Annotated in this window: 17 protein-coding genes and 1 pseudogene; 12 read left to right on the top strand and 6 right to left on the bottom strand. The window is 39.2% G+C overall.

Annotated features, from left to right (window positions below; translation table 11 throughout):
* Nucleotides 1-228: 228 nt before the first annotated feature.
* From JW794_02000 to JW794_01975, 6 genes are read left to right on the top strand one after another with little or no spacing between them, the layout of a single operon-like run.
* Nucleotides 229-1,479 (top strand): hypothetical protein, encoded by a 1,251-nt coding sequence (locus JW794_02000; protein ID MBN2016899.1) that lies wholly within the window; start codon nucleotides 229-231, stop codon nucleotides 1,477-1,479.
* Nucleotides 1,480-1,504: 25 nt separating this feature from the next.
* Nucleotides 1,505-2,725 carry a PLP-dependent aminotransferase family protein gene (locus JW794_01995; GenBank protein ID MBN2016898.1) on the top strand — a complete coding sequence of 407 codons (1,221 nt, stop codon included), beginning with the start codon at nucleotides 1,505-1,507 and terminating at the stop codon, nucleotides 2,723-2,725.
* 1 nt (nucleotide 2,726) lies between these two features.
* Nucleotides 2,727-3,518, top strand: a complete 792-nt coding sequence (locus tag JW794_01990) for an SDR family oxidoreductase (protein MBN2016897.1) — start codon at nucleotides 2,727-2,729, stop codon at nucleotides 3,516-3,518.
* Between the two features lie 10 nt (nucleotides 3,519-3,528).
* On the top strand, nucleotides 3,529-3,876 hold the full coding sequence (locus JW794_01985) for a cupin domain-containing protein (protein MBN2016896.1): 348 nt from the start codon (nucleotides 3,529-3,531) through the stop codon (nucleotides 3,874-3,876).
* 20 nt (nucleotides 3,877-3,896) lie between these two features.
* Nucleotides 3,897-4,925, top strand: coding sequence for a homoserine dehydrogenase (locus JW794_01980; GenBank protein MBN2016895.1), 1,029 nt, complete (start codon nucleotides 3,897-3,899; stop codon nucleotides 4,923-4,925).
* A 15-nt stretch (nucleotides 4,926-4,940) separates the two neighbouring features.
* On the top strand, nucleotides 4,941-6,353 hold the full coding sequence (locus tag JW794_01975; protein MBN2016894.1) for an aldehyde dehydrogenase family protein: 1,413 nt from the start codon (nucleotides 4,941-4,943) through the stop codon (nucleotides 6,351-6,353).
* A 62-nt stretch (nucleotides 6,354-6,415) separates the two neighbouring features.
* Here the strand turns inward: JW794_01975 and JW794_01970 are convergent, their stop codons facing one another.
* The 5 genes from JW794_01970 to JW794_01950 form a co-directional block, all read right to left on the bottom strand.
* Nucleotides 6,416-7,435 carry an EFR1 family ferrodoxin gene (locus JW794_01970; protein MBN2016893.1) on the bottom strand — a complete coding sequence of 340 codons (1,020 nt, stop codon included), beginning with the start codon at nucleotides 7,433-7,435 and terminating at the stop codon, nucleotides 6,416-6,418.
* A 113-nt stretch (nucleotides 7,436-7,548) separates the two neighbouring features.
* Complete coding sequence (locus JW794_01965) at nucleotides 7,549-8,349, bottom strand: CPBP family intramembrane metalloprotease (GenBank protein ID MBN2016892.1); 801 nt, start codon at nucleotides 8,347-8,349, stop codon at nucleotides 7,549-7,551.
* 10 nt (nucleotides 8,350-8,359) lie between these two features.
* The gene (locus JW794_01960; protein ID MBN2016891.1) at nucleotides 8,360-10,519 is read right to left on the bottom strand and encodes a DPP IV N-terminal domain-containing protein; all 2,160 of its coding nucleotides are present in this window, start codon (nucleotides 10,517-10,519) and stop codon (nucleotides 8,360-8,362) included.
* Nucleotides 10,520-10,767: 248 nt separating this feature from the next.
* Nucleotides 10,768-12,210 (bottom strand): VCBS repeat-containing protein, encoded by a 1,443-nt coding sequence (locus tag JW794_01955; protein ID MBN2016890.1) that lies wholly within the window; start codon nucleotides 12,208-12,210, stop codon nucleotides 10,768-10,770.
* Between the two features lie 14 nt (nucleotides 12,211-12,224).
* Nucleotides 12,225-13,073, bottom strand: a complete 849-nt coding sequence (locus tag JW794_01950) for a hypothetical protein (GenBank protein ID MBN2016889.1) — start codon at nucleotides 13,071-13,073, stop codon at nucleotides 12,225-12,227.
* A gap of 120 nt (nucleotides 13,074-13,193) precedes the next feature.
* On the opposite strand from JW794_01950, the gene JW794_01945 reads away from it, so the two are divergent.
* The 3 genes and pseudogenes from JW794_01945 to JW794_01935 all read left to right on the top strand — a co-directional run bounded on the left by JW794_01945 (nucleotide 13,194) and on the right by JW794_01935 (nucleotide 19,286).
* Nucleotides 13,194-14,309 (top strand): hypothetical protein, encoded by a 1,116-nt coding sequence (locus tag JW794_01945; protein ID MBN2016888.1) that lies wholly within the window; start codon nucleotides 13,194-13,196, stop codon nucleotides 14,307-14,309.
* A 198-nt stretch (nucleotides 14,310-14,507) separates the two neighbouring features.
* Nucleotides 14,508-15,920, top strand: a pseudogene (locus tag JW794_01940) (hypothetical protein).
* A gap of 1,005 nt (nucleotides 15,921-16,925) precedes the next feature.
* On the top strand, nucleotides 16,926-19,286 hold the full coding sequence (locus tag JW794_01935) for a CotH kinase family protein (GenBank protein ID MBN2016887.1): 2,361 nt from the start codon (nucleotides 16,926-16,928) through the stop codon (nucleotides 19,284-19,286).
* Nucleotides 19,287-19,355: 69 nt separating this feature from the next.
* Here the strand turns inward: JW794_01935 and JW794_01930 are convergent, their stop codons facing one another.
* Complete coding sequence (locus JW794_01930; protein MBN2016886.1) at nucleotides 19,356-20,081, bottom strand: DUF481 domain-containing protein; 726 nt, start codon at nucleotides 20,079-20,081, stop codon at nucleotides 19,356-19,358.
* Nucleotides 20,082-20,270: 189 nt separating this feature from the next.
* Here JW794_01930 and JW794_01925 point away from each other — a divergent pair, with 189 nt between their 5' ends.
* From JW794_01925 to JW794_01915, 3 genes are read left to right on the top strand one after another with little or no spacing between them, the layout of a single operon-like run.
* Nucleotides 20,271-20,861, top strand: coding sequence for a PadR family transcriptional regulator (locus JW794_01925; GenBank protein MBN2016885.1), 591 nt, complete (start codon nucleotides 20,271-20,273; stop codon nucleotides 20,859-20,861).
* Nucleotides 20,858-22,189 (top strand): TolC family protein, encoded by a 1,332-nt coding sequence (locus JW794_01920; GenBank protein MBN2016884.1) that lies wholly within the window; start codon nucleotides 20,858-20,860, stop codon nucleotides 22,187-22,189. Before JW794_01925 ends, JW794_01920 begins: the two co-directional genes overlap by 4 nt.
* A gap of 9 nt (nucleotides 22,190-22,198) precedes the next feature.
* A complete protein-coding gene (locus tag JW794_01915; GenBank protein ID MBN2016883.1) occupies nucleotides 22,199-23,311 on the top strand; it encodes an efflux RND transporter periplasmic adaptor subunit in 1,113 nt (370 codons plus the stop codon).
* The last annotated feature ends 2 nt before the right edge of the window (nucleotides 23,312-23,313 follow it).

The following is a 23,313-nucleotide window of genomic DNA, read 5'->3' as shown; positions in this document are numbered from 1 at the left end:
GAGTTTAGATATAATTATAGAAAAGATAATCTGTTCCATTTTTTGATCAATATTCACTTTGGTCCGATTTTTATATAATCACCTAAATTTTAATTCAATATTAACGAATCAACTAATCAATTTCTTATAAATATTGACGGACTCAGTACAAATACAACAAAAAATGTGATGTTAATTAACACAAATCTCGGACAAAGAATATTTAGAAAAAATATATAAGGAGTACACATGAAGTATGATTTGTTATCAACAGATGAAATGAAAGCGATCGACGCCCTCAAAGAATATCATGGAGGTGCAAAAGAGATTGTTGATACTATCAAAGAGATGAGAAAATACGAAACCCGGAAACGCATACTTGCAGAAAAAGGATTCGGCGAGATGATCGATGACGCTGAAAAGCTTGTGAAAAGATTTGCGAAGATCGAGGATTTCGAGCTAGAGAACCATATCTCATATAATGACAAATATGGTATTGCAACAGCACAGGTTTCCGGCTGGCAAGGAGCAAAAGTCACCCATCATGCCATGAAGAGGATCGCGGAAAGTGCGGAAACTGACCAGGCATGCTTTGTGCCTTCAGAATTCATCTCGGTCGTAGCTCTGACTGATAATTATGTGTATAACGGCGACTTGATGGCAACACTCATGATGTCTGAAAATATCATGAAAGCATCAAAATTCTGCAGTACAAATCTTATTGGTATTCCACAACCAGAAAGCAGATTCAAAGAGCTTGAAAAAATTACAGGAGATAGATTTGAACGAACTGATGTGGGTGATGGACTTTCCGCATTGGTGTTGAAAAATCAGGGCACCTTCTTTGGGAATTTTGGAGGTATAGAAGTTGCTAATAATAATCATCTGGTCTATCTGGATGGTATAACTCGAACTGCAAAAGCAACCGGTGCTGACTTCTTCCTTAATCCAAGCTGGAGTACGATCATTGCTGTTTGCTATTATGGAAGAGATATACCAAATCTGCATATTAAAATTTCTATGCTGCTTGCCACTCAAAATACAATGCAATTTCGAATGCTTCTTAATATTATGAAAGAATATCTGAGAGAGGACGGCACATCTCCGCTTTATGAGATCAATATCGGGAATGGCGCTACTGCAGAGACATTCATTCAGTGTGCAAAAGAACTGCAAGAAAGCGGCATCAAAGGTGTAAGTCTCGCTGCACATATCTATATAAATCCCGACCTCGGTATTGCAGGTTTCAATTGGACAGATAATGCCTATACCGTTCTTGAAAGCGGAACAAATATGACCTTCAAATATGAGAGCGACGGCACAGCCCGTGAACTCGACACAATGGAAGCATATTTCATGCCGGAAGAAGAACGCGATACAGTCGCACATAAGATCGGCGATGTGATATTTTATAAAGCCCTCCGCGCAACAAAAGACGGTAAAGCATTCATGAAGAAGGGCATCAAGGCAGTCTTTGGTGGTGCATCATATAAAAAATAATATTCGAAAGGAAAAATCTAGAATTATGATACATAATTGGAATGAAATGTTCTCTGATAATATCCGAAATTACGGTGGCTACTCAATTGGAAAGCTGTTTGCCCTTTTAACTGATCCAGAAATCATCTCGCTTGCAGGCGGATTACCATCCCCGGATATTTTCCTTAAAGATGAAACACGTATTGTGTCTCGTAATCGGTTGGAGTCTGAGATTGAAACCATCATGCAGTACACTCCAATAAAAGGAGAAAAAGCACTGATCGATGCGATCATAGAGTTCATGAAAAGGGAAAATATTGAACTCGCAGCAGAGAATGTTCTTGTGACTTCCTCAGGACAACACGGACTCGATATTACAGGAAGATTATTCCTGAATCCAGGCGATATCGTTATGATGGATAGACCCACTTTTGCGGGAGCAATTGTTGCATTCCAGCTTGAAGATCCTGTTTTTGTTGGTATCGATATTGAAGAGGATGGACCGAATGTTTCGGAGTATCGCAGGAAACTTGAAGAACTGGTAAAAGAAAATAAAAAGCCAAAATTCATCTATGTCGTACCGGATTTCCAGAATCCATCTGGTATTACAATGAGCTATCCCAAGCGAAAAGCATTAATCGACCTCAGTTATGAATATGAAATTCCGATTATTGAGGATAGTCCGTACCGGGATTTGCGCTATTTTGGAGAACCGATTCCATCGCTTTTTGAATTAGATCAGAAACGTGGTGGGAATAATGTGATCGGTCTTTACACTTTTTCCAAACTCTTCTGCCCCGGCATTCGTGTCGGATTCAATATCGGTTCAGAAGAAGTGATCTCCAAGATGACAAATATTAAAGAAGGTAATGTCCTCAATACACCGAAGTATAACCAGGATCTCTGTACCGCATTTTTAACAGAGATGAATTTTCATGATCATATCGAAAAATGTAAAAATTATTATCGAAAAAAATTACAGGTTTTCCTGAATACTATGGAAGAATGTTTTCCGGAAGAAATGGGCGTCTCGTGGACAAAACCAGAAGGTGGTCTGTTCTTATGGGTAACGGTTCCGGAGCATATCGATACCAAAGCACTTTTCTATGAAGCTATAAAATTCAAAGTTGCATTTGTTCCAGGTGAAGTATTTTACGGCGAGAATCCAAGCCAAAATCATATGCGAATAAATTTTTCGTATGCGACGGAAGCACAACTTGCGGAAGCAGTGAAGAGACTATCTGCATGTATAAGGGATCAAATGTAGGATGAATTTAGGTATTAAGGATAAAGTTGCGCTTGTTGCTTCTTCCAGTAAAGGACTTGGAAAAGCTGTGGCCCTGCAGCTTGCACAAGAAGGTGTTAACGTCGTCATCTGTGCACGTAATGAGGATGACCTGATCAAAGCAAAAGCAGATATCGAATACCAAACAGATACAGAAGTGAAAGCAATCCAGCTCGATGTGACCGTTAAAGATCAAATCTCCCGAGCTGTAAAAGAGATTGTCGATGAATTCGGCACAATAGATATCCTTGTGTGTAATGCAGGCGGTCCTCCTGCAGGTATGTTTGAGGATTTTACACCAAATGATTACCGAAATGCGGTCGAACTAAATCTTATGAGTACGATAACCCTTTGTTATGAAGTGATCCCATTCATGAAAAAAAATCGTTGGGGCAGGATCATTGCAATCACGTCGGTCTCAGTGAAACAACCCATCGATAATCTTATACTTTCTAATACCTCACGGACGGGTGTGATCGGGTTCACAAAATCACTTTCAAATCAAGTCGCGAAGTATGGGATAACCGTCAATGCCGTATGTCCCGGTTACACAAAAACGCAGCGAGTTGAAAATCTAGCAAGAGCCTTTGAAGAGAGCGGAAAGGGAACAACGAAAGATTTCTATACTAAAATTGAAAGTACAATTCCCATGGGCAGGATCGGAAAACCTGAGGAATTTGCAAGCGCAGTTACGTATCTTGCATCAGAACAAGCTGGGTATATTACAGGAGTGGCAATACAGATAGATGGGGGATTTGTGAAGGGATTATTTTAAGAGAGGTGTCATGAAAGAATTTGATAATCTACCATATCCTCAAATGATTCAAAATTTACCAGAAATTGATATTCCGATTGACGGAATTCGAGGTTGGCTTCTCCAGTGTGAAGCTACACAAGTCGTTTTTTTTGATATTGATCCTGTGGGAAAGATGCCCGATCATTCGCACTGTGCTCAGTGGGGTATCATGCTGGAGGGAAGGATGAAACTAACGATTGGTGATGAAACGAAGATCTATGAAAAAGGCAGCCGGTATTATATACCCGAGGGAGTCACACACTCAGCAGAATTCCTCACAAAAGTATATGTTATCGATTTCTTTGATGATCCAAATCGATATTCAATAAAGAAATAAAAAGATAGGAGATATACACTATGGCAAAACCAAGACTAATGTTGATCGGATGCGGCACTGTGGGAGTAGGACTGCTGGAGATCATACAAAAGAAAAAAACCGATATCTCGCTTGTTGCGATTTCCGATTTCAAGAAAGGTTCGATCAATTGTCCAGATGGACTTCATATCGATAAAATTCTTAATATATTACATGAAGGAAGATCACTCGATGAGTATTCATGCAACAACGGTAATTGCGGCTGCACACTGAACAAGGGGTGGGATGCGCTCAAAACCATTCGTGAGTGCGATGCAGATATTATGGCAGAAATGACCTTCACGGATTTAAAAACAGGTCAACCCGCGACGCAGCACATTGAGGAAGCTCTTAAGCGTGGGATGAATGTTACGACTTCGAACAAAGGTCCAGCTGCACTGTATTACAATAAGTTAAAAAAACTAGCTGATGATAATGGTGTAAAATTTCTTATTGAAGGTACTGTGATGAGTGGGACTCCTGTTTTTAACCTTACTCGGGAATGCTTTGCCGGATGTGATATCACACAAGTTAAAGGTATACTGAATGGCACCACGAACTACATCCTCACAAAAATGGAACAGGAGGGTTGGTCGTATGAAGATGCCCTGAAGAAAGCACAGGAGCTTGGCTATGCCGAAGCTGATCCCACCGCAGATGTTGAAGGTTTTGATGCGCTGGCAAAAGTTGTAATACTCAGTAATGTACTACTTGGAGGACATGTTAAGCCTGATGATGTGCCCTGCCAAGGAATCAGTTCAATCACCTTGGAAGACATCAAAGCTGCAGCAGCTGAGAACATGAGATACAAGCTCATCGGTTCAACCCGTAGAGAAGGCAATAAAATTATCGCATCTGTAAAGCCGGTGAAGTTGCCTATGACCGATCCGCTTACCGGTGTGAATGGCGCAAACAATGCTCTGACTTTCACCACAGATTTACTTGGAGATGTAACCATACAGGGCGCAGGCGCCGGTAAGATCGAAACCGGATTCTCGATATTTGTGGATCTATTAAATATTATCAGATAAGGATTGGAGATACCTATGAAAATGTTAATTGACGGTCAATGGATCGATAAGAAAGAAAAAATAGAAGTAAAAAATCCCCTCAGCGGAGAGGTGATCGACACTGTACCTGCAGGAACAAAAGAAGATGTGAAAAAAGCGATCGATGCTGCAGTCGAAGGTTTTGAGATCAGCAAGAATATGCCTGTTCATGAACGAGTGGATATTTTGTATCGAGCTGCAGAAATCATGAAAGGGAGAGTCGAAGAACTCGCAAGGATAATTGCTACAGAAGGCAGTAAGACGATCAAAGAAGCTCGCGGAGAAGCAAGACGCTCAGTCAATACGATCACGCTTTCTGCAGAAGAAGCAAAGCGCATCCTGGGTGAAACAATTCCTTTCGACAGCATGCCGGGAGCAGAAAATCGTGTTGGCTATTATTACAGATTCCCGATCGGTGTCATCGCAGCGATCACACCTTTCAATGATCCTCTTAATCTTGTCGCACACAAACTTGGTCCTATCATTGCAGGTGGCAATTCTTGTGTGCTGAAACCTGCAACGGTCACTCCTCTTTCTGCTCTCAAGCTCGGGGAAATCCTGATGGAAGCTGGACTTCCTGCAAAAGTTCTTAATATTGTTACCGGTCATGGAGAAGAGATCGGGGATGCATTGGTTACTGATGAAAGGATTAGAATGGTCACGTTCACCGGTGGACCAGATGCTGGTAAAGAGATCATCAAAAAAGCAGGTCTTAAAAAGATCGGTATGGAGCTCGGTTCCAATACGCCGGTTCTCGTAATGGATGATTGCGATCTTGATGCTGCTGTTGAGAGCTGTGTTTCAGGTGCATTCTGGGCAGTTGGCCAGAACTGCATTGGTGTTCAGCGTCTTTATGTACAGAAAGGCATCTTTGATGAATTCGAGAAAAAGTTCGTCGAACGTACAAAGAAAATGAAAGTCGGTTACCAGCTTGATGAAGATACTGATATGGGTCCTATGATTACGGAAAAAGAAGCAATGCGTGTGGAAGAGTGGGTGAAAGAAGCAGTCGAAGCAGGCGGTATCTTGCTCACAGGCGGTCAGCGCGATGGTGCTGTTGTTCAGCCGACTGTAATGAGAGATGTTCCCAAAACCTGTCGGCTTGGACACGAAGAAGTATTTGGTCCTGTTGTGATTTTATACAAGATTGATGATGTCGATGAGGGTATCAAAGAAGCGAACGATGTTGTGTACGGACTTCATGCAGGTGTTTTTACCAATGACATCAAAACGGCGTTCAAAGCCATAAAAGGGATTGATGTCGGCGGTATTATGATCAATGATTCGTCAGATTATCGTATCGACGGCATGCCTTTTGGTGGTGTGAAGAATTCCGGACTCGGTCGTGAAGGCATCAAATTCTCCCTGCTGGAGATGACGGAACCAAAGGTGGTTTGCTTTAACCTATAATTGGAATATTATATAAACACTATCGAGGACTAATAATGCAGAACGGATCTGTGTATTAGTCCTCATTTATTTTTTAGATAATATCGTTTATAAAATTTCGTTATACTAAAATCTGTAATTGACTTGAAAAAAGGAATTCTGGAGAGGAAACACAGGATACTATCAATTATAGCAAAGAACAAGAAAAATAAGACAACGTCAATCATCACTTTGAAGGCAATCTTACCGACACTGCCTATATTTTGAAAGAAAGAACCGGGGATGAGACGATATACTTTGAACAGGGGATTAAAGAAAGCAGCAGGTATGAGTGCAAGTAGTCGTAGAAAAGATACCTGAATGGCTTTCTGAGGGCAGATATTGATGCACCGCATGCATCCTTCACATTTCCAGTTCCATTGAATCTGACCATGTTCAGTTTTGATCGCTTTTGCAGGACATTGATTGATACAAATTCCACAATTAATACAATGAGAATCAGCAATATACAATTTCCCGATGATCCTTCTTCCAATAAGTGAATAAAGATACCCTAAAGGAAGACTCCATATGATATTTGGGATAAAGAATCTGCGATGGTATCTTTGATGGTTTATCAACTTTACTGAAATTGAGTGGATTTTGGGTGCAATCATATCAATAATCTTTTGATTATTTTCAACACTTCTTGGCGGGAAGAAAGCAGTTATGTTATGGGGATAATCAAGCGTGTCTGAGAAAAAAACATCATACTTTTTTAGTCTTAGAAGCAACCGTGCCTGCAAGAGTGCCCAACCCTGATATCCATCGCGAAAACGAGTATTGATCCTGCCATTTGTTGAAATGATAGCTGCTTTTGCCCCATTACCAGATTGTAACCTGTTGATGTATTTGCACATAATATGAGGAACAGATGTGGCATAGATCGGAAAGAAAAAAAGGTGCAGATTAAATTGCTGGATTCTATTATATAATCCGTTCTCTATGGCATGAAATATAATCTCATAACCGGATTGCTTAAGTTCTTCACCAATAAGATGAGCAGCATGTAAAGAGTTTCCAGTTCCACTGAAATACTGAATTAAAGCAATCATCTTATTCATTACAAAAAAGTCATCGATCTAATTCTTTTAGTAAAGTAATTCTCTCTTTGTTTTTCGAACAAAATGATAATACTATTATAATAATTATACAAAAAACAATAGATTTCTTCATTTTATCCTTGTTTATTTCTTTGTTGATTGAAGCAAAACCTCTTTGTTCCGTATATGGAAATAATTATCACTGCAATTATCATATATATTAAAAATGAAGAGAGATGATCACGCTGACTGAAACTGATACTGGCAATATCATGGAATGTATGAAATATTGCAAGAATTAAAACTGCATGAGTATTGTCCATAAGCCATGTATAAATAAACGAGAATGAAATCGACAGCAAAAGAAAGGGAATGAATGCATGGTTTGAATGAAGCGCTCCTCGTATGAGAAACAGAGGAAGGTGCCAGAAACCAGTAACAAGTCCAACGATAATACTTGAAGTGAAAGAGCTGAACTTTTTTTGTAATCGCGGAAGAAGATAACCTCTCCAACCCATTTCTTCTCCTACTCCTGCCAGCAAAAAGATGATCACAATTGAGACAAGTGTGCGCAGACTTGTATTACCAAACGGAGGAAGAAATTCAGTGCCACGCCATGAATCGAGGAGACTTGAAAGAAAATGAACGATAAAGGGAATAATGATTGCCAGTATATACCACTGTATAGGAATTCCTTTATGAAAAAATGTTTTGAATAGATTTCTGACTCCAGTCTTTTTGTTATCCAGATAGGAAAGAAGAATTGCAATACTCAAAGGTGCTACAACAGCAGGAAGAAACAAAATTCTGAGGATCAGGAGAAGTGGTTTTGCGAAATAATCAGATATATTGGGGTTATAAAAAAGCTGCCCACCTACAAGAGTCAACGCATACGTAAGAATGATAAATAATGGAATGCTGTATTTTCTGATCATCAAAGTATCCCTAAAAGATGTTAACGTCTGGGTCGTGCCAGTCCAATAAATGTTCAACAAAGTAGAGCCAGATTCTTCTTTGAACGTATTGCCAGTTCTTACTCCATCCATGATCACCACCAGGTACAACAAGATAATCGAAATCCTTTCCTGCTTTCATGAGTTCATCTACCAACAGTGCAGTTTGAGAAGGATGAACCGTTTTATCCATCTCATTATGAATGAGAAAGAGCTTTCCTTTTAGATTGTTTACAAGTTCTAAATTCGATTGTGCTGGAATCGTATTACCTTGTTCATCAACTCCCTGAAAATAATCACTCCACCAGCCATGAAAGGTTTCTGGATTGTGCTGTCCGGCTCGGGAAACACCGACTTTGTAGAAGTCAGGATAGGTCAGCATAGCAGAGACTGCCATATACCCACCGCTTGAACCTCCCCAGATACCGACACGATCAATATCGATGTAAGGATATTTCTCTGCCAATTGTTCGATTGCATATTTGTTGTCTGCCAGAGGATAATCACGGACATTTCCGCGGTAATATTCGCTGAACTCTAACGATCGATCATACGAACTCCCTCTTGTACCACACATCATGACAATAAAACCATATTGTGCCAGATGTACATTATTCGGTTCCGTAAAGAAGGTTGTCGGCACATAATTGAACTGAGGACCCGGATACACGAAAGTTATGATCGGATATTTTTTTTCTGGATCTAAATTAAAGGGTTTCCACATCACTCCCCAGAGATCTGTTTTTCTGTCAGTAGCTTTAACTGTATAAACCTCAGGCATGACCCAGTTGAGATTTTGAAGTTCCTTTATCGAAGGTTGTTCGAGTTCCATGATAAGATTTCCAGAATAATCTCTCACGACAGTTTTATGCTGCATGTCAGGACGGGAAAATGTATCTACAAAATATATATTATCGGGTGAAAAATAGACTGAGTGATTTGCATCTTCAGGTGTTAGAAGGGTGAGTTGTCCATTCATGATGTTTAATTGGTAAAGAAATTCGTAATAGGGATTGATGTCCTCTTGCGACCCATTTGCCATGAAGTAAAGCAATCCTTTTTCTGCATCGAAAGTCATGATCTCTTTTACATTAAAATTACCGTGTGTGACCTGCATCTTCAAGTTCCCATGTTCATCATACAGGTAATAATGACCGTGTCCATCTCGTCGTGACCACCAAAGCAGATCAGTGGTACCCGGAACGGTGATGAGGTTTTTAGTGATAACAATTCCACCCGACTCTTCTTCTATAATGGTTTTAAGGAATTTACCAGTTTTTACATCATATGCCTGGATTTTAGCACTCATCTGATCGATGTTTTTCTCAAGCATGTATATGGTTCTATTATCTTTCGACCATGTCATGAATTGATTTTCGGTGCCATTTTCTTTTCCAGAAGCAACACATGCAAAAGAACCATTATCCATATTATATAGCCAGGTCTCGGCATATCTTCGAGCTTCTCCGGGTTGCCGTTGTTTGTAGGTTGAAAGAGAAGCCCGGGGCTTCGAAAGTGAGTTGATGATCCACATATCTTTAAGATGCCGTGCATCTATTCGACCAGCAACAAAGTACCTTGAATCGTGTGACCACTCAAGATAGGGTCGATAATGCTTAGAATCATCATATTGATCCTCATCGCTGAAAAAGAAGTCAGTTTCTTGAAAACTGTAATATTTCTCATCATCTAAGGATAGCTGTCTGGGCTGGATGTTTGAACCTATTTTCTTAAGGAATAGGTTATGATTTTGAATATAAACAACATATTTTCCATCTGGCGATTTGATTCCTGGCTCAGCTGATTCAGATAGTGATTGTTCGATTTGTTTTGAGTAGCTATTGTATGAATATGATTCACCATTATATTCAAAAGAATAGTGCCATGTATCGGTTTTATGAAATACTGTTCTCATTCGCGTTCTTGAATTTTGTGATATATCTACAAAATATAGTTCAGGTCCAGAACTGGTATTCTTCACATACCAAAAGGTATTATCGTCTCTGGTCCATTGCGGAACGATCACACCACCGAAATAATGCTTATCTAACGTTGCAGCAGTAATTTTTTCAGCAAGTTTCAAGTTTGGTTTAGACATTTCAGTATCATATACTTGTGTACATGCCGAGATTATGAATATAAAAAATACCATTACAAAGAGCTTACAATGATTTGAATTGGTTATCATTTTCTAACTTTTCTCCATCGTGTGAAATTAACGATTGCCAATATAACAAATAGCAAACAAACTACAGAATAAAGTATTATTCCAAATGTATCACCGGGCATCCTCTTTATATAACGAAGAGTAGCATAGAGCTGGAGCAAAGCAGCTATTGAGATCACGATACTGGAAATTAATAAGAATTTTACATTATTTTTTTTCATGTTTTTCCTCATTTATCGTATGAGCAGACATGTGTCTGCTGTGATTTGTTTACCATCTATGAGCAATATATTGTAATACAAACCCGAACATACAGGTCTATTCAGATAATCATTGCCATCCCAGGTAACTTGAGCAAATGAAGTTTGATGGTTAGAAATTGAAGACAATGCACGTACGAGTTGTCCTTTGATATTGTAGATTACAAATTGAGGGGAAGTATGAGTAGACAGTTTTCCAAAATATCGTATGGTTGTAGAGGTCGAAAACGGATTGGGAAACATTTCTATACATCCAGATTCCGAATTATGGATCGTATCGTCAATACATATTTCCAGTGAATTTTCCCACCATGTTAGAGCTGCCGATGTTCCTCCGCTTGTGAGTACATCAGCACCTGTTACAATGTCGATTGCATTATCATTATCGATATCGCAGGCAACGATTGGCCATGTACCATTATTGAAGGTATCAATGGTATGACGTACCCAGGAAACGGGACTTCCCGGTTCCTGTTCCCACCAGATGATGTCATCTGTTGCCCATGCATTAGCAATCACATCAAGATCACCATCTCTATCAAGATCAGCGGCTTGAGTGGTAAGAGCACAAGGAACATTCGATGCGATAACATACTTTGTCCAGTTGATGGGAAAACCACCTCCGTTCTTCCACCATGCGACTTCATCATCACTGGCTGCTGCACCAAGAATATCGAAGTTATCGTCACCATCAATATCTGCAGAGGTTACCCAATGAGCCATTCTAAAATTATCATCGATCAACTGTTTTTGCCATGATATAGGATCACCTCCAAGGTTGTACCAGAGTGATAATTCGTTCCCTCCACCGGATACACCAAGTACGTCGATATCATCATCATTATCAATATTAACAGCATATACAGACTGCGTGTAGGGAAAGTTTGTTGCAATAACGTGTTGTGTCCAGGTGTCATTTTCCTGCTCGAACCAGCTTATTTTACCGAGACCGGCAGAAGTAGCAAGAATATCCATGTCAGAATCATTATCAATATCGCACGCGTAAATTCCGTGTGGAGTAGTAAATCCTGTTGCAACAATGACTTTCTCCCAACTCGGTAAACTATCTCCGCTGTTCTTCCAATAAGCAACCTGTCCATTTAAGCATGTGGCAAGAATGTCGGTATGCTGGTCATTGTTCATGTCTTCAGCATAGATGTAGAATGCGGGATCGTTTGAAATGTGGAACTCTGTCCACATGATTGTATTATCCCCATCATTCCTCCACCATTTTAGTGCTTGAGGGGAACTGACCGATGCAACGATGTCGTTATCTCCATCTCCATCAAGATCTGCAGCATACAGCCCTGGATTGCCAGATCCTGCAGCAGTAATGGGGTGTTCGGTAAACGTGACCTCCTCAGCCCACAGTACTATAGGTAAAAGCCAACATAAAATGATCAAACCCTTTTTCATTGAAAGACCTCCGTCTAATTATCTATGAGGTGTTCAATAACCTCCATAACGATTGATTGATAATAAGTATGTAAACCTTCTCTCAGGACGTTTTCAACTTCAGGATATGGTTTTTTATTAATGACCATTTCACTCACTTTTGAGAGAATAAAGGATCCGACATTTGCATTATATGTAAGAATAGATGTATATGGATCATTGCACCATTGGGCTTTATAGAGTTGTGTCTGATCGCTTGAAAGAAGTGAGATAAGATATTCCTTTCCATCTGAAAAAATCTCAAGCCAGTTATATTTTAGATTCTGGATAAACTCTTTAGAAGTGTCATCACAGACGAATTCAGCTTCTGGAAGTTCAATTTTGCCATGAAAGCATTGTATGAGAATTTTCACACCTCTTTGAGCAGCATCCTGGATAGCGTTGATGATTTCAGGATCTGTAATATTGGAACATGCAATAAGTGCCATTTTCTCTGTTCGATTCAGGATTTCTTTTGCTTTTGAGTAGACCTGGTGAAGCTTGGTGATTTCAAAAATTCCTGTATCCGCCGGTATTTCTTCGATATCCTTCAACTCATCTTCCGCTATTTTTCGATTTTTCTCGAACTCTGCCTTTTTTCCATCAAGATATTCTTTTATATCAACGGCGGTGAAAGTGATTGGCTGAGATGCTCTATTGCTGCGAATCAGTCCTTCTTTTTCCATGATTTCCAATGCTTTATATACAGTAGTTTTTGGTTTTTTTACGATCTTCGCAGCTTTATATGCAGTTATATTTTTTTCCCTGAGAAGGATCAGATAAATTTCAGCTTCTATTTCTTTGAGTCCAATATCAATAAGACTCTTAATTTTTCTATTTTCCATATTAACTCTAATTGGTAGTCATGAATAGACTACTAATGAATTGTTGTCAAATTTATTTGACATGTTTTAATGATATTGATTCAGTCCATCTAAAATTCATTACTATTGAAAGGACATTGTATGGCACTTATACCACGAAAGAAAAAGGTGAAAGATGATCCGGTACAAACTGACGATACCATCATGGTTCAATGGAAGGTGTATAACAATAGGGAGTCCTTCGCTCTTATGTTGAATGAGGAAGATATTTCTGAAAGAACAACGGTGTATCTCACAGACGAAGGTGATATGGTCGTGTTCGATCCAGAAGTGGGGATTTACTTTCTTTTAAAGGATATCGATAATGTTCCTGAGGATGAATGGCAGAACGCTCTCGGGCATTTTGCCGAGGATGGCGTTGCAATCATATCTCAAAATAATCTTGAGAATTACTACTGTTTTTACGAAGGGGAGAATGTCAGCCAAAATACTGAGGGTTTCAGGATTGCTGATGATTTCTGTGTCTGGATACCCGAGGACGAAGACTACTATTTCCTTACATACAGCCAGCAACAAGTTGACGATGAAATTCTCATTCCAAAACCACTCGAGATCGATAATGGTGCTCTGTGGTATAAAGACGGTGAAGGAAGTTTCTGGCTCTACGTTCAGGGTATCGCAATCGCATCGCATGCCAGGAATGCATGGGTCGGTGATGACCTATTGGTCTATGATTACGAAAATGATGAATGGTACTATCTCGTTGATTATGAAACAGCAACACCATTAGGATTATATAAAGCAGCCATATTACCGGTACAGGGAAAGAATCTCTGGACACGCACCTCGGACGAGAATCACTATATGTTCTATAAAGAGGGAAACAACATCTCCAAAGACACTCGAGCGCTCACGTTTGATGATGACATGATCGTTTTTGTTGATGAGGATAACTCCCACTATCTTATGGAGAACTTTCAGAATGTCGTGAAGTATAATCTCTATGAACCGATCCTTCTTCCTAATAATACGGATGCGATCTGGCGAAAACCGAACAATGAAGAATTCTATCTCTACGTTCGTGGACACAATATAAGCTCTGAAGTAACCTCCCGATTGATGGATGGAAATCTTTTATGTCTTCATCGTCCAACAAAAATTATCTATATTTGCACAGATTTCAAAGAAAATCCAATCGGTGAATTTCTTCCTGCAGCCACGATGGAAGCGGGTAAGTTCATGCATTATTTTGATTAAAGAAATAAATTCTATTAATGCCACATCTTATTGCAGGTGTGGCATTTTTTTTGCTTGTCGATAAACTTTGACATAATTATCTAAGGATATGTAATTCTTTAAGAAATTTTAGGAGATGCTATGAAGCATACAAGATTTTTTTATATTTTCACATTCATGTTTATGTTTTTCATGCTCACGTCGATTGCGTGTTGCGATTCAACAAAATATGAGAACAGCCAGGCTGCACGCATCTGGCTGGATGGTGATTTCTCGGATTGGGATAGTATTCTACCATTGTACGATGATGAGAGTGGAGATCAGCAGTCCGGTGATATCGATTTTGGTATGCTGAAAGCAGCCAACGATGAGCGATTTGTTTATTTTTACATCGAGATCGGAGATGAATTGAATCTTCAGGATCTCAATAAGATCACACTCTATCTCGATACGGATAATAATGCAAGTACCGGTATTCTGATCAATGGAATCGGCGCAGAAGTAAAATGGGTATTCGGAAACAGGCAGGGAGTCTATACTGCACGTTATACGATCTATCATCAATATATAGGGCTTGTTACAGCACCGACAGTTACTTCGGATAGGTTCGAGATAGCGATCGACCGGACGATTTCACTTTTTGGACAGCAACTTTTTCCGCAGAACTCCTTCCGCATTGTTTTTCATGATAATGGACCGGGTAACGATTATCTTCCTGATATTGGAAATATTGTTTCATACAGTTTTGATAATTCAACACTGCCTCCTATCGAACAGATCTCATTGCATAAGAAGACGGGAACGGATTTCAGAATTATGGAGTATAATGTACTCTCAAATAATATCTTCGAACCGTCTTTGTATGATAATTTCGACCGAATATTTTCAGCCATCGATCCAGATATCATTGCCCTTGAAGAGATCTATAATCATACCTCAAATGATGTCAAACAACTCATCGAGACCATGCTTCCCTCCGGTACGGGCGAACAGTGGTACTGCCAAGGGATTACGGGCGATGATATCTATGTAGTAAGCCGGTATCCCATAACGGATTATTTTGTTTTAAATAAATGTGCAGCATATCTTATCGATTTGAGTCCGCAAGTGGATTCGGATTTTCTGTTCATTGTAGCGCACCTTTCTTTTGGAGATTATAATACAGCACGTCAGCTTGAGATCGATGAACTCATGGCATTTATACGAGATGCAAAAGAGCCGGGAGGAGTGCTTACGCTAGACGAGTTTACTCCGATCCTCATCACAGGCGATCTGAACCTTGTGGGCTATGCACAGCAGCTTGAAACATTGCTGACTGGCGATATTATCAATCCGCAGTTCGAGCCGGATTTCACACCGGACTGGGATGGCTCCGATTTCGGTGATCTGTGTGCGCGATTGACCGAACTGCCGATGTTCTATACCTGGTATTCTGCATCGAGTTCATACTATCCTGGCAGACTCGATTTCATGATCTACAGTGATTACGTGCTTACTTCCGAAAGAAAATTTGTGATGTTCACACCGGAAATGAATGCAGATACTTTGAATGCATATGGGCTCTATGCAAGTGATGTAACAGAAGCATCCGATCATATTCCTCTGGTGTCTGATTTTACGGTTATCCAACCTGGGTTGACTTCCATATACGATATTCAATATACAACCGATCCCGGAGCTGATGGAACCTATCCATCACCATTGAACGGTCAGACGGTTGCGACCTCAGGAATTGTTACAGCCGTTGGATACGGAGGATATGACAACAATTTCTTTATATCTTCACCCGACGGTGGAGAATGGGAAGGTATTTATGTGTACAATGCAGGAGTAAGCCCGAGTATCGGTGATATGGTTGAACTCAGCGGAGAAGTGTATGAATATTATGGGCTGACTGAGATCCGATATGCATCCACAGATATTGTAAGCAGTGGTAATCCTGTGCCTGATCCTATTGTCGTTCTAACCGGCGATCTTGTCGAACCTGTTAGTGCCGAATCTTATGAGGGATGTCTTGTAAAAGTTGAGAATGTTGTTGTGACTCAGGAACCGAATACAAGTAATGAATGGTATGTGGATGACGGAACCGGAGAATGCCAGGTGGACGATGGGATGTATTTTTATGATGCTACTTTAAGTGAGGAATTTACATATGTAATCGGTGCACTCGATTACAGCTGGGAAGAATACGGAATTAACCCAAGAGATATAAACGATTTACAGGTTTACTCTGTTGATGATCCTCCTCAAGACATTGTTGTTTGCCAGTGCAGCCCCAATCCCTTCTCTCACACTACGAACATATCTTATTCAATGAATACAGTTTTAGTAGAACCAAAACTGATAATATATAATATTATTGGGCAGAAAATCTCTGAACTTAATGCTCAAGAAATAATAGCTGATAATATGCATACATACTTGTTCTCCTGGGATGGTAATGACAGCATGCACAAACAGGTGCCGAACGGTATTTATTTTTATTCTATAAATAAATTTGACACAAAGGATTATGGACGATTAGTCTTTCTAAAGTGATTTCGAAAATAAAAAGATCATTCATATTTAAATATAATTAAACCAATAGGGATTTATTACCTCTTAAATATAAAACGCTTTTATGCTGTAAGGAGAACCATGAAGAAATTAGCTTTTATAATTTCGATTTTATTGTTACCAGTCGCTTCGTTATTTGCCCAAGATCTTTATGATATCAATACAATCACACAAATAGAGATTACGTTTGCTGAATCGAACTGGGATTACATACTTGATACGTATTATGCAGCGGGTGATGAGGAACGACTTGTTGGATCGGTTACGGTCAACGGTATTCAGTTTGACAGTGTTGGTGTTCGGTATAAGGGAAACAGTTCCTATTCACCGAATAATGTCAAAAATCCCTTCAATATCAAACTCGATCATATTATTGATGATCAAACCTATCAAAATTACGGAACCCTCAAACTCGCAAATGGATTCAAGGATCCTTCTTTTGTTCGAGAAACTCTCAGCTATGAAATAGCACGGAACTATATGATTGCGGGACTCGCAAATTTCTGCGAGGTTACAGTGAATGAACAATATATTGGATTATACACTAGTGTTCAATCGGTTGATAAGTATTTTAAGAACAACCACTTTCCCGGTGCAGTAGATGTTCGCTTTAAAGGCGAACTTTCTGGTGGGGCTAGTCCAACAGTAACAATTGTATGGGGTTATCATGGTGCTGATTCCAGCAGTTATTATGATTATTACGAATTAAAGTCTGATGAAGGTTGGTCAGATTTAATTGATTTCCTGGAAGTATTTAACAATAATCCCGACGAAATGGCTGATTATCTGAATGTAGATAATCATTTATGGATGTTAGCTTATGATAACCTGACGGTCAATCTTGATGCACCAATAAATTTTGGTCACAATTTTTATTTATTCAAAGATGGTTCAGATAGATTTAATCCAATTCTTTGGGATTTGAACGAAAATTTTGGTGCATTTTCGATGCTTCTTGGTGGTCCACCGTTAAACACCTACCAATTGCAGACACTTGATCCTCTTTTAAACATGTATGATTCATATTATCCTATCATTGGAAAAGTATTGAATATCGACAAATACAAGAAAATGTATATTGCTCATATGCGAACGATTATCGAAGACTATTTTGAAAATGGTTTGTATGAAACAAGAGCGCAAGAGTTACAGGATATCATAGATTCCGAATATCAAAATGATCCAAACACCTTTTATTCATATTCAGAGTTCAATCAAAATATTACCTCCACAGTTGGAGGGATGGGACCCGGAAGCCAGCCTGTGGTTGGTTTAACACAGCTCATGGATACACGATCAACATGGTTGCTGAATCAATCCGCGTTTCAGGGTGCGATTCCTGAAATTTCCAATCAGAACTATACACCACAGTTTGTTGCACCGGGAACAACAACCTGGATAAATGCAGATGTAACCGATGCTGATGATGTCTTTCTTTATTATAGATTATGTGCGTATGATGGATTTTCAGCCCTCGAAATGTATGATGATGGAAATCATAATGATGGAACTGCTGGAGATGGTACCTATGGTGTAAGTATACAAGTAGGTTATGATGATGTTAATTACTATTTTTATGCACAAAACTCAGATCAGGGAGTATTCTTTCCACAAAGAGCTTCACACGAATATTATGAGATTGGAGTTATTGGTGTAACCGGAGATGTGCTTATCAACGAGATAAATTATAATTCTGAAGATGATTTTGATCCTGATGACTGGATAGAGCTGTATAACAATGACGATCAAGAAGTGGATATTTCAGGATGGATAGTAAAGGATGATAATGATGATCATATCTTTGTGATTCCTGATAATACAGTATTAGGACTAGAAGAGTATCTCGTGCTTTGCGTTGATTCTTCTATGTTTAAGAGCTGTTTTCCTGATGTTGAAAATCTTATAGGAAATTTAGATTTTGGTTTTGGTGGAGGTGGCGATCAGGTGAGACTGTTCAATGTTACAGGAGCACTCGTTGATTCTGTGGAATATGACGATGAAGATCCGTGGCCCACAGAACCGGACGGAAACGGTCCTACCCTCGAGTTGCTCGATCCCAATTTTGATAACACACTTGCTGAGAATTGGCATGCATCGACAGAACATGGAACTCCCGGTTCGCTGAATTCCTCTGGCGTCGGCATAGATGATCCGAATAATGACAGAGTTTTCTCATTGAAGAACTATCCGAATCCGTTTACTAACCAAACAAAGATATCATTTTCATTACCCCAGACTGAATTCGTCGAAGTAACCATCTATAACATCAAAGGGCAGATCGTAAAGACACTTCTTAAAGATTCGTGCAATCCAGGCGAGTATTCCGTTATGTGGGATGGAAAAGATAATTATGGAAGCGATCTTAAATCAGGTATTTATTTGTATAGATTATCAGTTGATGGTGAACCTCAAATGACCGAGAAAATGATTTTGATGAAATAAGATATATTATAAATGAATAAAGGGACTGATTATATTTCAGTCCCTTTTGTTATTGTACTGTTAAAATATTTACATATTGATTATAAGTGAAACCGATAGTGCAGTGTCTGTTTTCTTCAGTGTTGCTGGGACTGGTGCATTCACATAGTTTATGTTGTAGCTTGCCTTCAGAGAGAGCATATCGCTGAGTGCAGTCGTTATTGCAGTGACAGATGTCATATCATAATTATCGCTGTTTTCAAAATCATAATTAAATTCAAGCGATTGAGAAAGATTGCTTTTTTCTGAGAATATGAATTTATATTCAGTAAATGCTCTTCCATTAAAATAGCCATTTTTTGTGTCATCGACAAATTTCTCATCGACATATTCTGCACCAGCCTCGAAATCGAGTGTGTGTTTCGGTCCGGTAAGTATCTTATATCCAAGTGCAGGTCCTATCCATATCTTGGAATCCACACCTGCAAATTCATCCTTTGACCATCCGGCTATAAGACTTGTATAAAACCTCTCGGAAATCAAATAGGATATTTTAAGTTTTGCTGAATAATTTTCAGAATTTTTAACACCATCACTTTTGCCATACAATGCTGCGAGATTGAGAATGGTCTCGATCTTTGGAGAGAATTTGTACGATAGTTTGTCTTTTGCTGATAACGTTGTTACTTCTGTATTTCCTGTTGTATTTACAAAAGAAAGCTCGGTGGTGTTACTCCAGTTCTTATCCTGAGCAAATACAGAAGAGCAAACGATAGCGTTTAGAATTACGAAAATAATTAATACCTTAACTTTCATGCTGTACTCCTTTATTAATTTAGAAAAAAAGATAATGTATTGCATATGTATGTCAATTAAACTATTAGTTTTGTTTTTTCTCCTGGGTAATATAATAAGTAATGATATAAAAGAGACTATTCTAAAAAATAATATAATACTTGACACTATTATTGTTAAGACTACCGATTGGCATCGAAAGGAGATACGATGATCTCAAGTATAGAATTAACCGTTCTTGGTTTGATAAATTATAGACCGATGCACGGATATAAGTTATGTAATTTTTTCGAAGAAAAAGGTATCTATGACATGATGGAAATTAAAAAACCTTCAGTCTATTCGATATTGAAACGTTATGAGAAGGAGGGATTGATTTCAGGAGAATATGAATTTGATGAGAATAATCCACCGAGAAAAGTTTATTCTGCTACTGATAAAGGAATTAAATTCTTAAGAGATAATCTTAAGGATTTCTTACTCAATTATTCTTCTTTGAATCCGGCAGGATTCTGGCACCTTCTCCGTTTTTGTAAAAACAATGTTACACAAGAGGAATTCATTGAGATCATTAAGCATATGAAAGGTGTCTTTTTGTCTCATATGAGAGACCTTGATAAGAAGAAAGAGAATTTAATAAAGAATTTTTCAGAACCAGAGATGAACTATTTTACTTTGATGGAGGACATGTTCGTGGTACTTCACAAGGCGAATCTGAAAGCATTGAATGGATTCATCAGCTTTGCAGAGAATTCTGAGAATGAGTCATATTTTTTAAAGAAAGAGGAGATTAAAGAATGAAAAAGAGAGTACTTGTAAGCGTAACTGTATTTTTGTTTGCATTTATGAATCTCTATGCCCTCGATCTTGATCTAGAGCTCGCAAAAGAGTTAGCCCTGAAGAATTTTCCTGGCTATCTTGCAGAGATCGAAGCATTGAAATCGAGCCAATCAGCACGCTGGAATGCTTATACCGGACTGCTTCCCTCTGCATCTTTGAATGCAAGCCAGACTAGATATAACCCTGATCAAACCATAGGCACATTCAAGGTAGATAAACTGAACACGTATGGTGTCTCGATAACTCAGCCGCTTTTTAATGGCGGCAAGATCTGGCTCGGTGCACGGATGCAGGAAGATGCAGTTAAAATATCTAAGGAAAACCTGCGCATGTCCAAGCTCGAAACACTGGCTGGTGTTGAATCCGAGTATCAAGCAGTGCTACAAAACAGGAAACTTTTGGAGATTGCAAAACTGGACCTTGAATCGAGTACAATAAATCTGGAGATCGCACAAGCTAAGTACGATTCCGGTCTCCTTTCCAAAGGAGATTTCCTCCAGATTCAAGCAGAAAAGACAAATAAGCTGGTAGGTGTGCTGCAGATGGAGAACCTGTATCAAACCAGCAAGATGAATTTGATGAATTATCTTCAGATAGGACATATCGGCGAGATAGCACCTATCGATTCTACATCCTATTATGGGCTCATGAAGGATCTTCAGAATCTGACACTTGCTGAGATTGATAGTATTTCAAATGGTCTTACCCAATACGCAGTTGAACATAGTCCGGCTGTTCAGATTTCCAGGATAGCGGTCAATACAAGTAAGAAAGCTCTTCTCATGGCTGGGGGAAATTTCCTTCCTTCTCTTAACCTTTCCTATTCTAAGAACTGGATCAAATATGATTATATGAACAACTATGATAATTCGGAAAGCATCACCCTCGCAGCATCGCTACCAATTTTCCCAATAGTCGATAATATTACATCCTATACCCAGGCACACCATGATTTGAAGGAAGCACAGTATGCATATAAATATTCAGAAGACGCAATTCTTACAGGGATCAAGGCGCAGTTTTTAAATTTGGTTTCATCAGCAAACTCGATCAGTGCAGCAAGATCTTCGCGAGAGCAAGCCAAAGAAACATATGCACAGATGCAGGAGAGTTTTTCTCAGGGAATGATCAGCGCTAATGATTTGAATTCTGCCCAAACTTTGTACTTATCCACGCAGAATCAATATGTGCAATCAATGTTTAATTTCTTAGGAGCAAAAACAGCGCTTTTACAGCAACTAGGCTCGGAAGAAGATATTTTGCAAGAATTAATAGAAAAGAACATATAAAGGAGAAAGATGAATACAAAATATGTAATAAAGATAATCATACTCATTGGAATGACAGTGTTATTGCTTAACGCATGTTCAAAACCTGGTGGTTTTGGCGCTACGAATAAAGAGATGGTGCCTACATCTGTCATTGTGGAAGTTGTCCAACCCGGCGATCTTGAGGAATATATTAAGGTCGTTGGCACCCTCGAAGGTATTACTGACATCACACTTTCAAGCGAAGTGAATGGTAAGATAACTGAGGTGTTTAAAGAACTCGGAGATTGGGTGGACAAAGGTGTACCGATTGGCAGCATCGATAATACAGACTTGAAAAACTATGTTGACCAGGCAGAAGCTTCGCTGCTGGCTGCTCAGGCGTCATTCGAAAGTGCACAGCTTAATCTTACGACTTCCGAGAAACTCTATAATGATGGAAAGATATCTAAAATGTCCTACCTTGAAGCGCAGATTGGTTTTAAAAGTGCGCAGGCAGGTCTGGAAGCTGCGAAGGCAGGACTTGCAAGCGCAAAGAGAGCATTAAGCAACTCCCTTTTTACTGCACCTGTTTCCGGGTATATTACACATATCAATTTAGAGATCGGACAAATGATCGGCGCAGGGAGTCCTGTGTGTACGATCGTCAATACGAAGAAGCTTGTGATCAAAACTGGTATTGGTGAAAGCGATATCCTCGTTGTTAAGAAGGGTCAGCATGTACGCATTCATTATGGTGAGAATGGTTATGATATCGATGGTGTTATTACGGGTGTCGGGATCAAACCTCTTGCTGGAACTGCTAATTATCCGATAGAAATTACAATTGATAATAAAGATAGGATGCTCCTTCCGGGAATGGTTGTCGAGGGTTATATTCTTGCTCATGTATATGAGGATGTAATCTATACGTCACTCAATAATATATCCGAAAAGTACGACGAAAAACTGGTATTTGTTATTGATGAGGAGAATGTTGCACATAAAGTAATGATCGACCTCGGGTACGAAGTCGACCGTAATGTCATTATAAAGCAAGGGTTGAAGCCAGGCGATAAACTCGTCAGAGAAGGATATGAAAATCTACAAGAAGGAACAAAAGTAGTTATCAAATCCGTATATCAATCCGATTCATCTTCCTAAGG

This window comes from Candidatus Cloacimonadota bacterium, from assembly GCA_016932035.1.
Classification (GTDB): domain Bacteria; phylum Cloacimonadota; class Cloacimonadia; order JGIOTU-2; family JGIOTU-2; genus Celaenobacter.
Note: the sequence above shows the minus strand (reverse complement) of the source record. Positions and strands in the feature narration are given on the sequence as shown.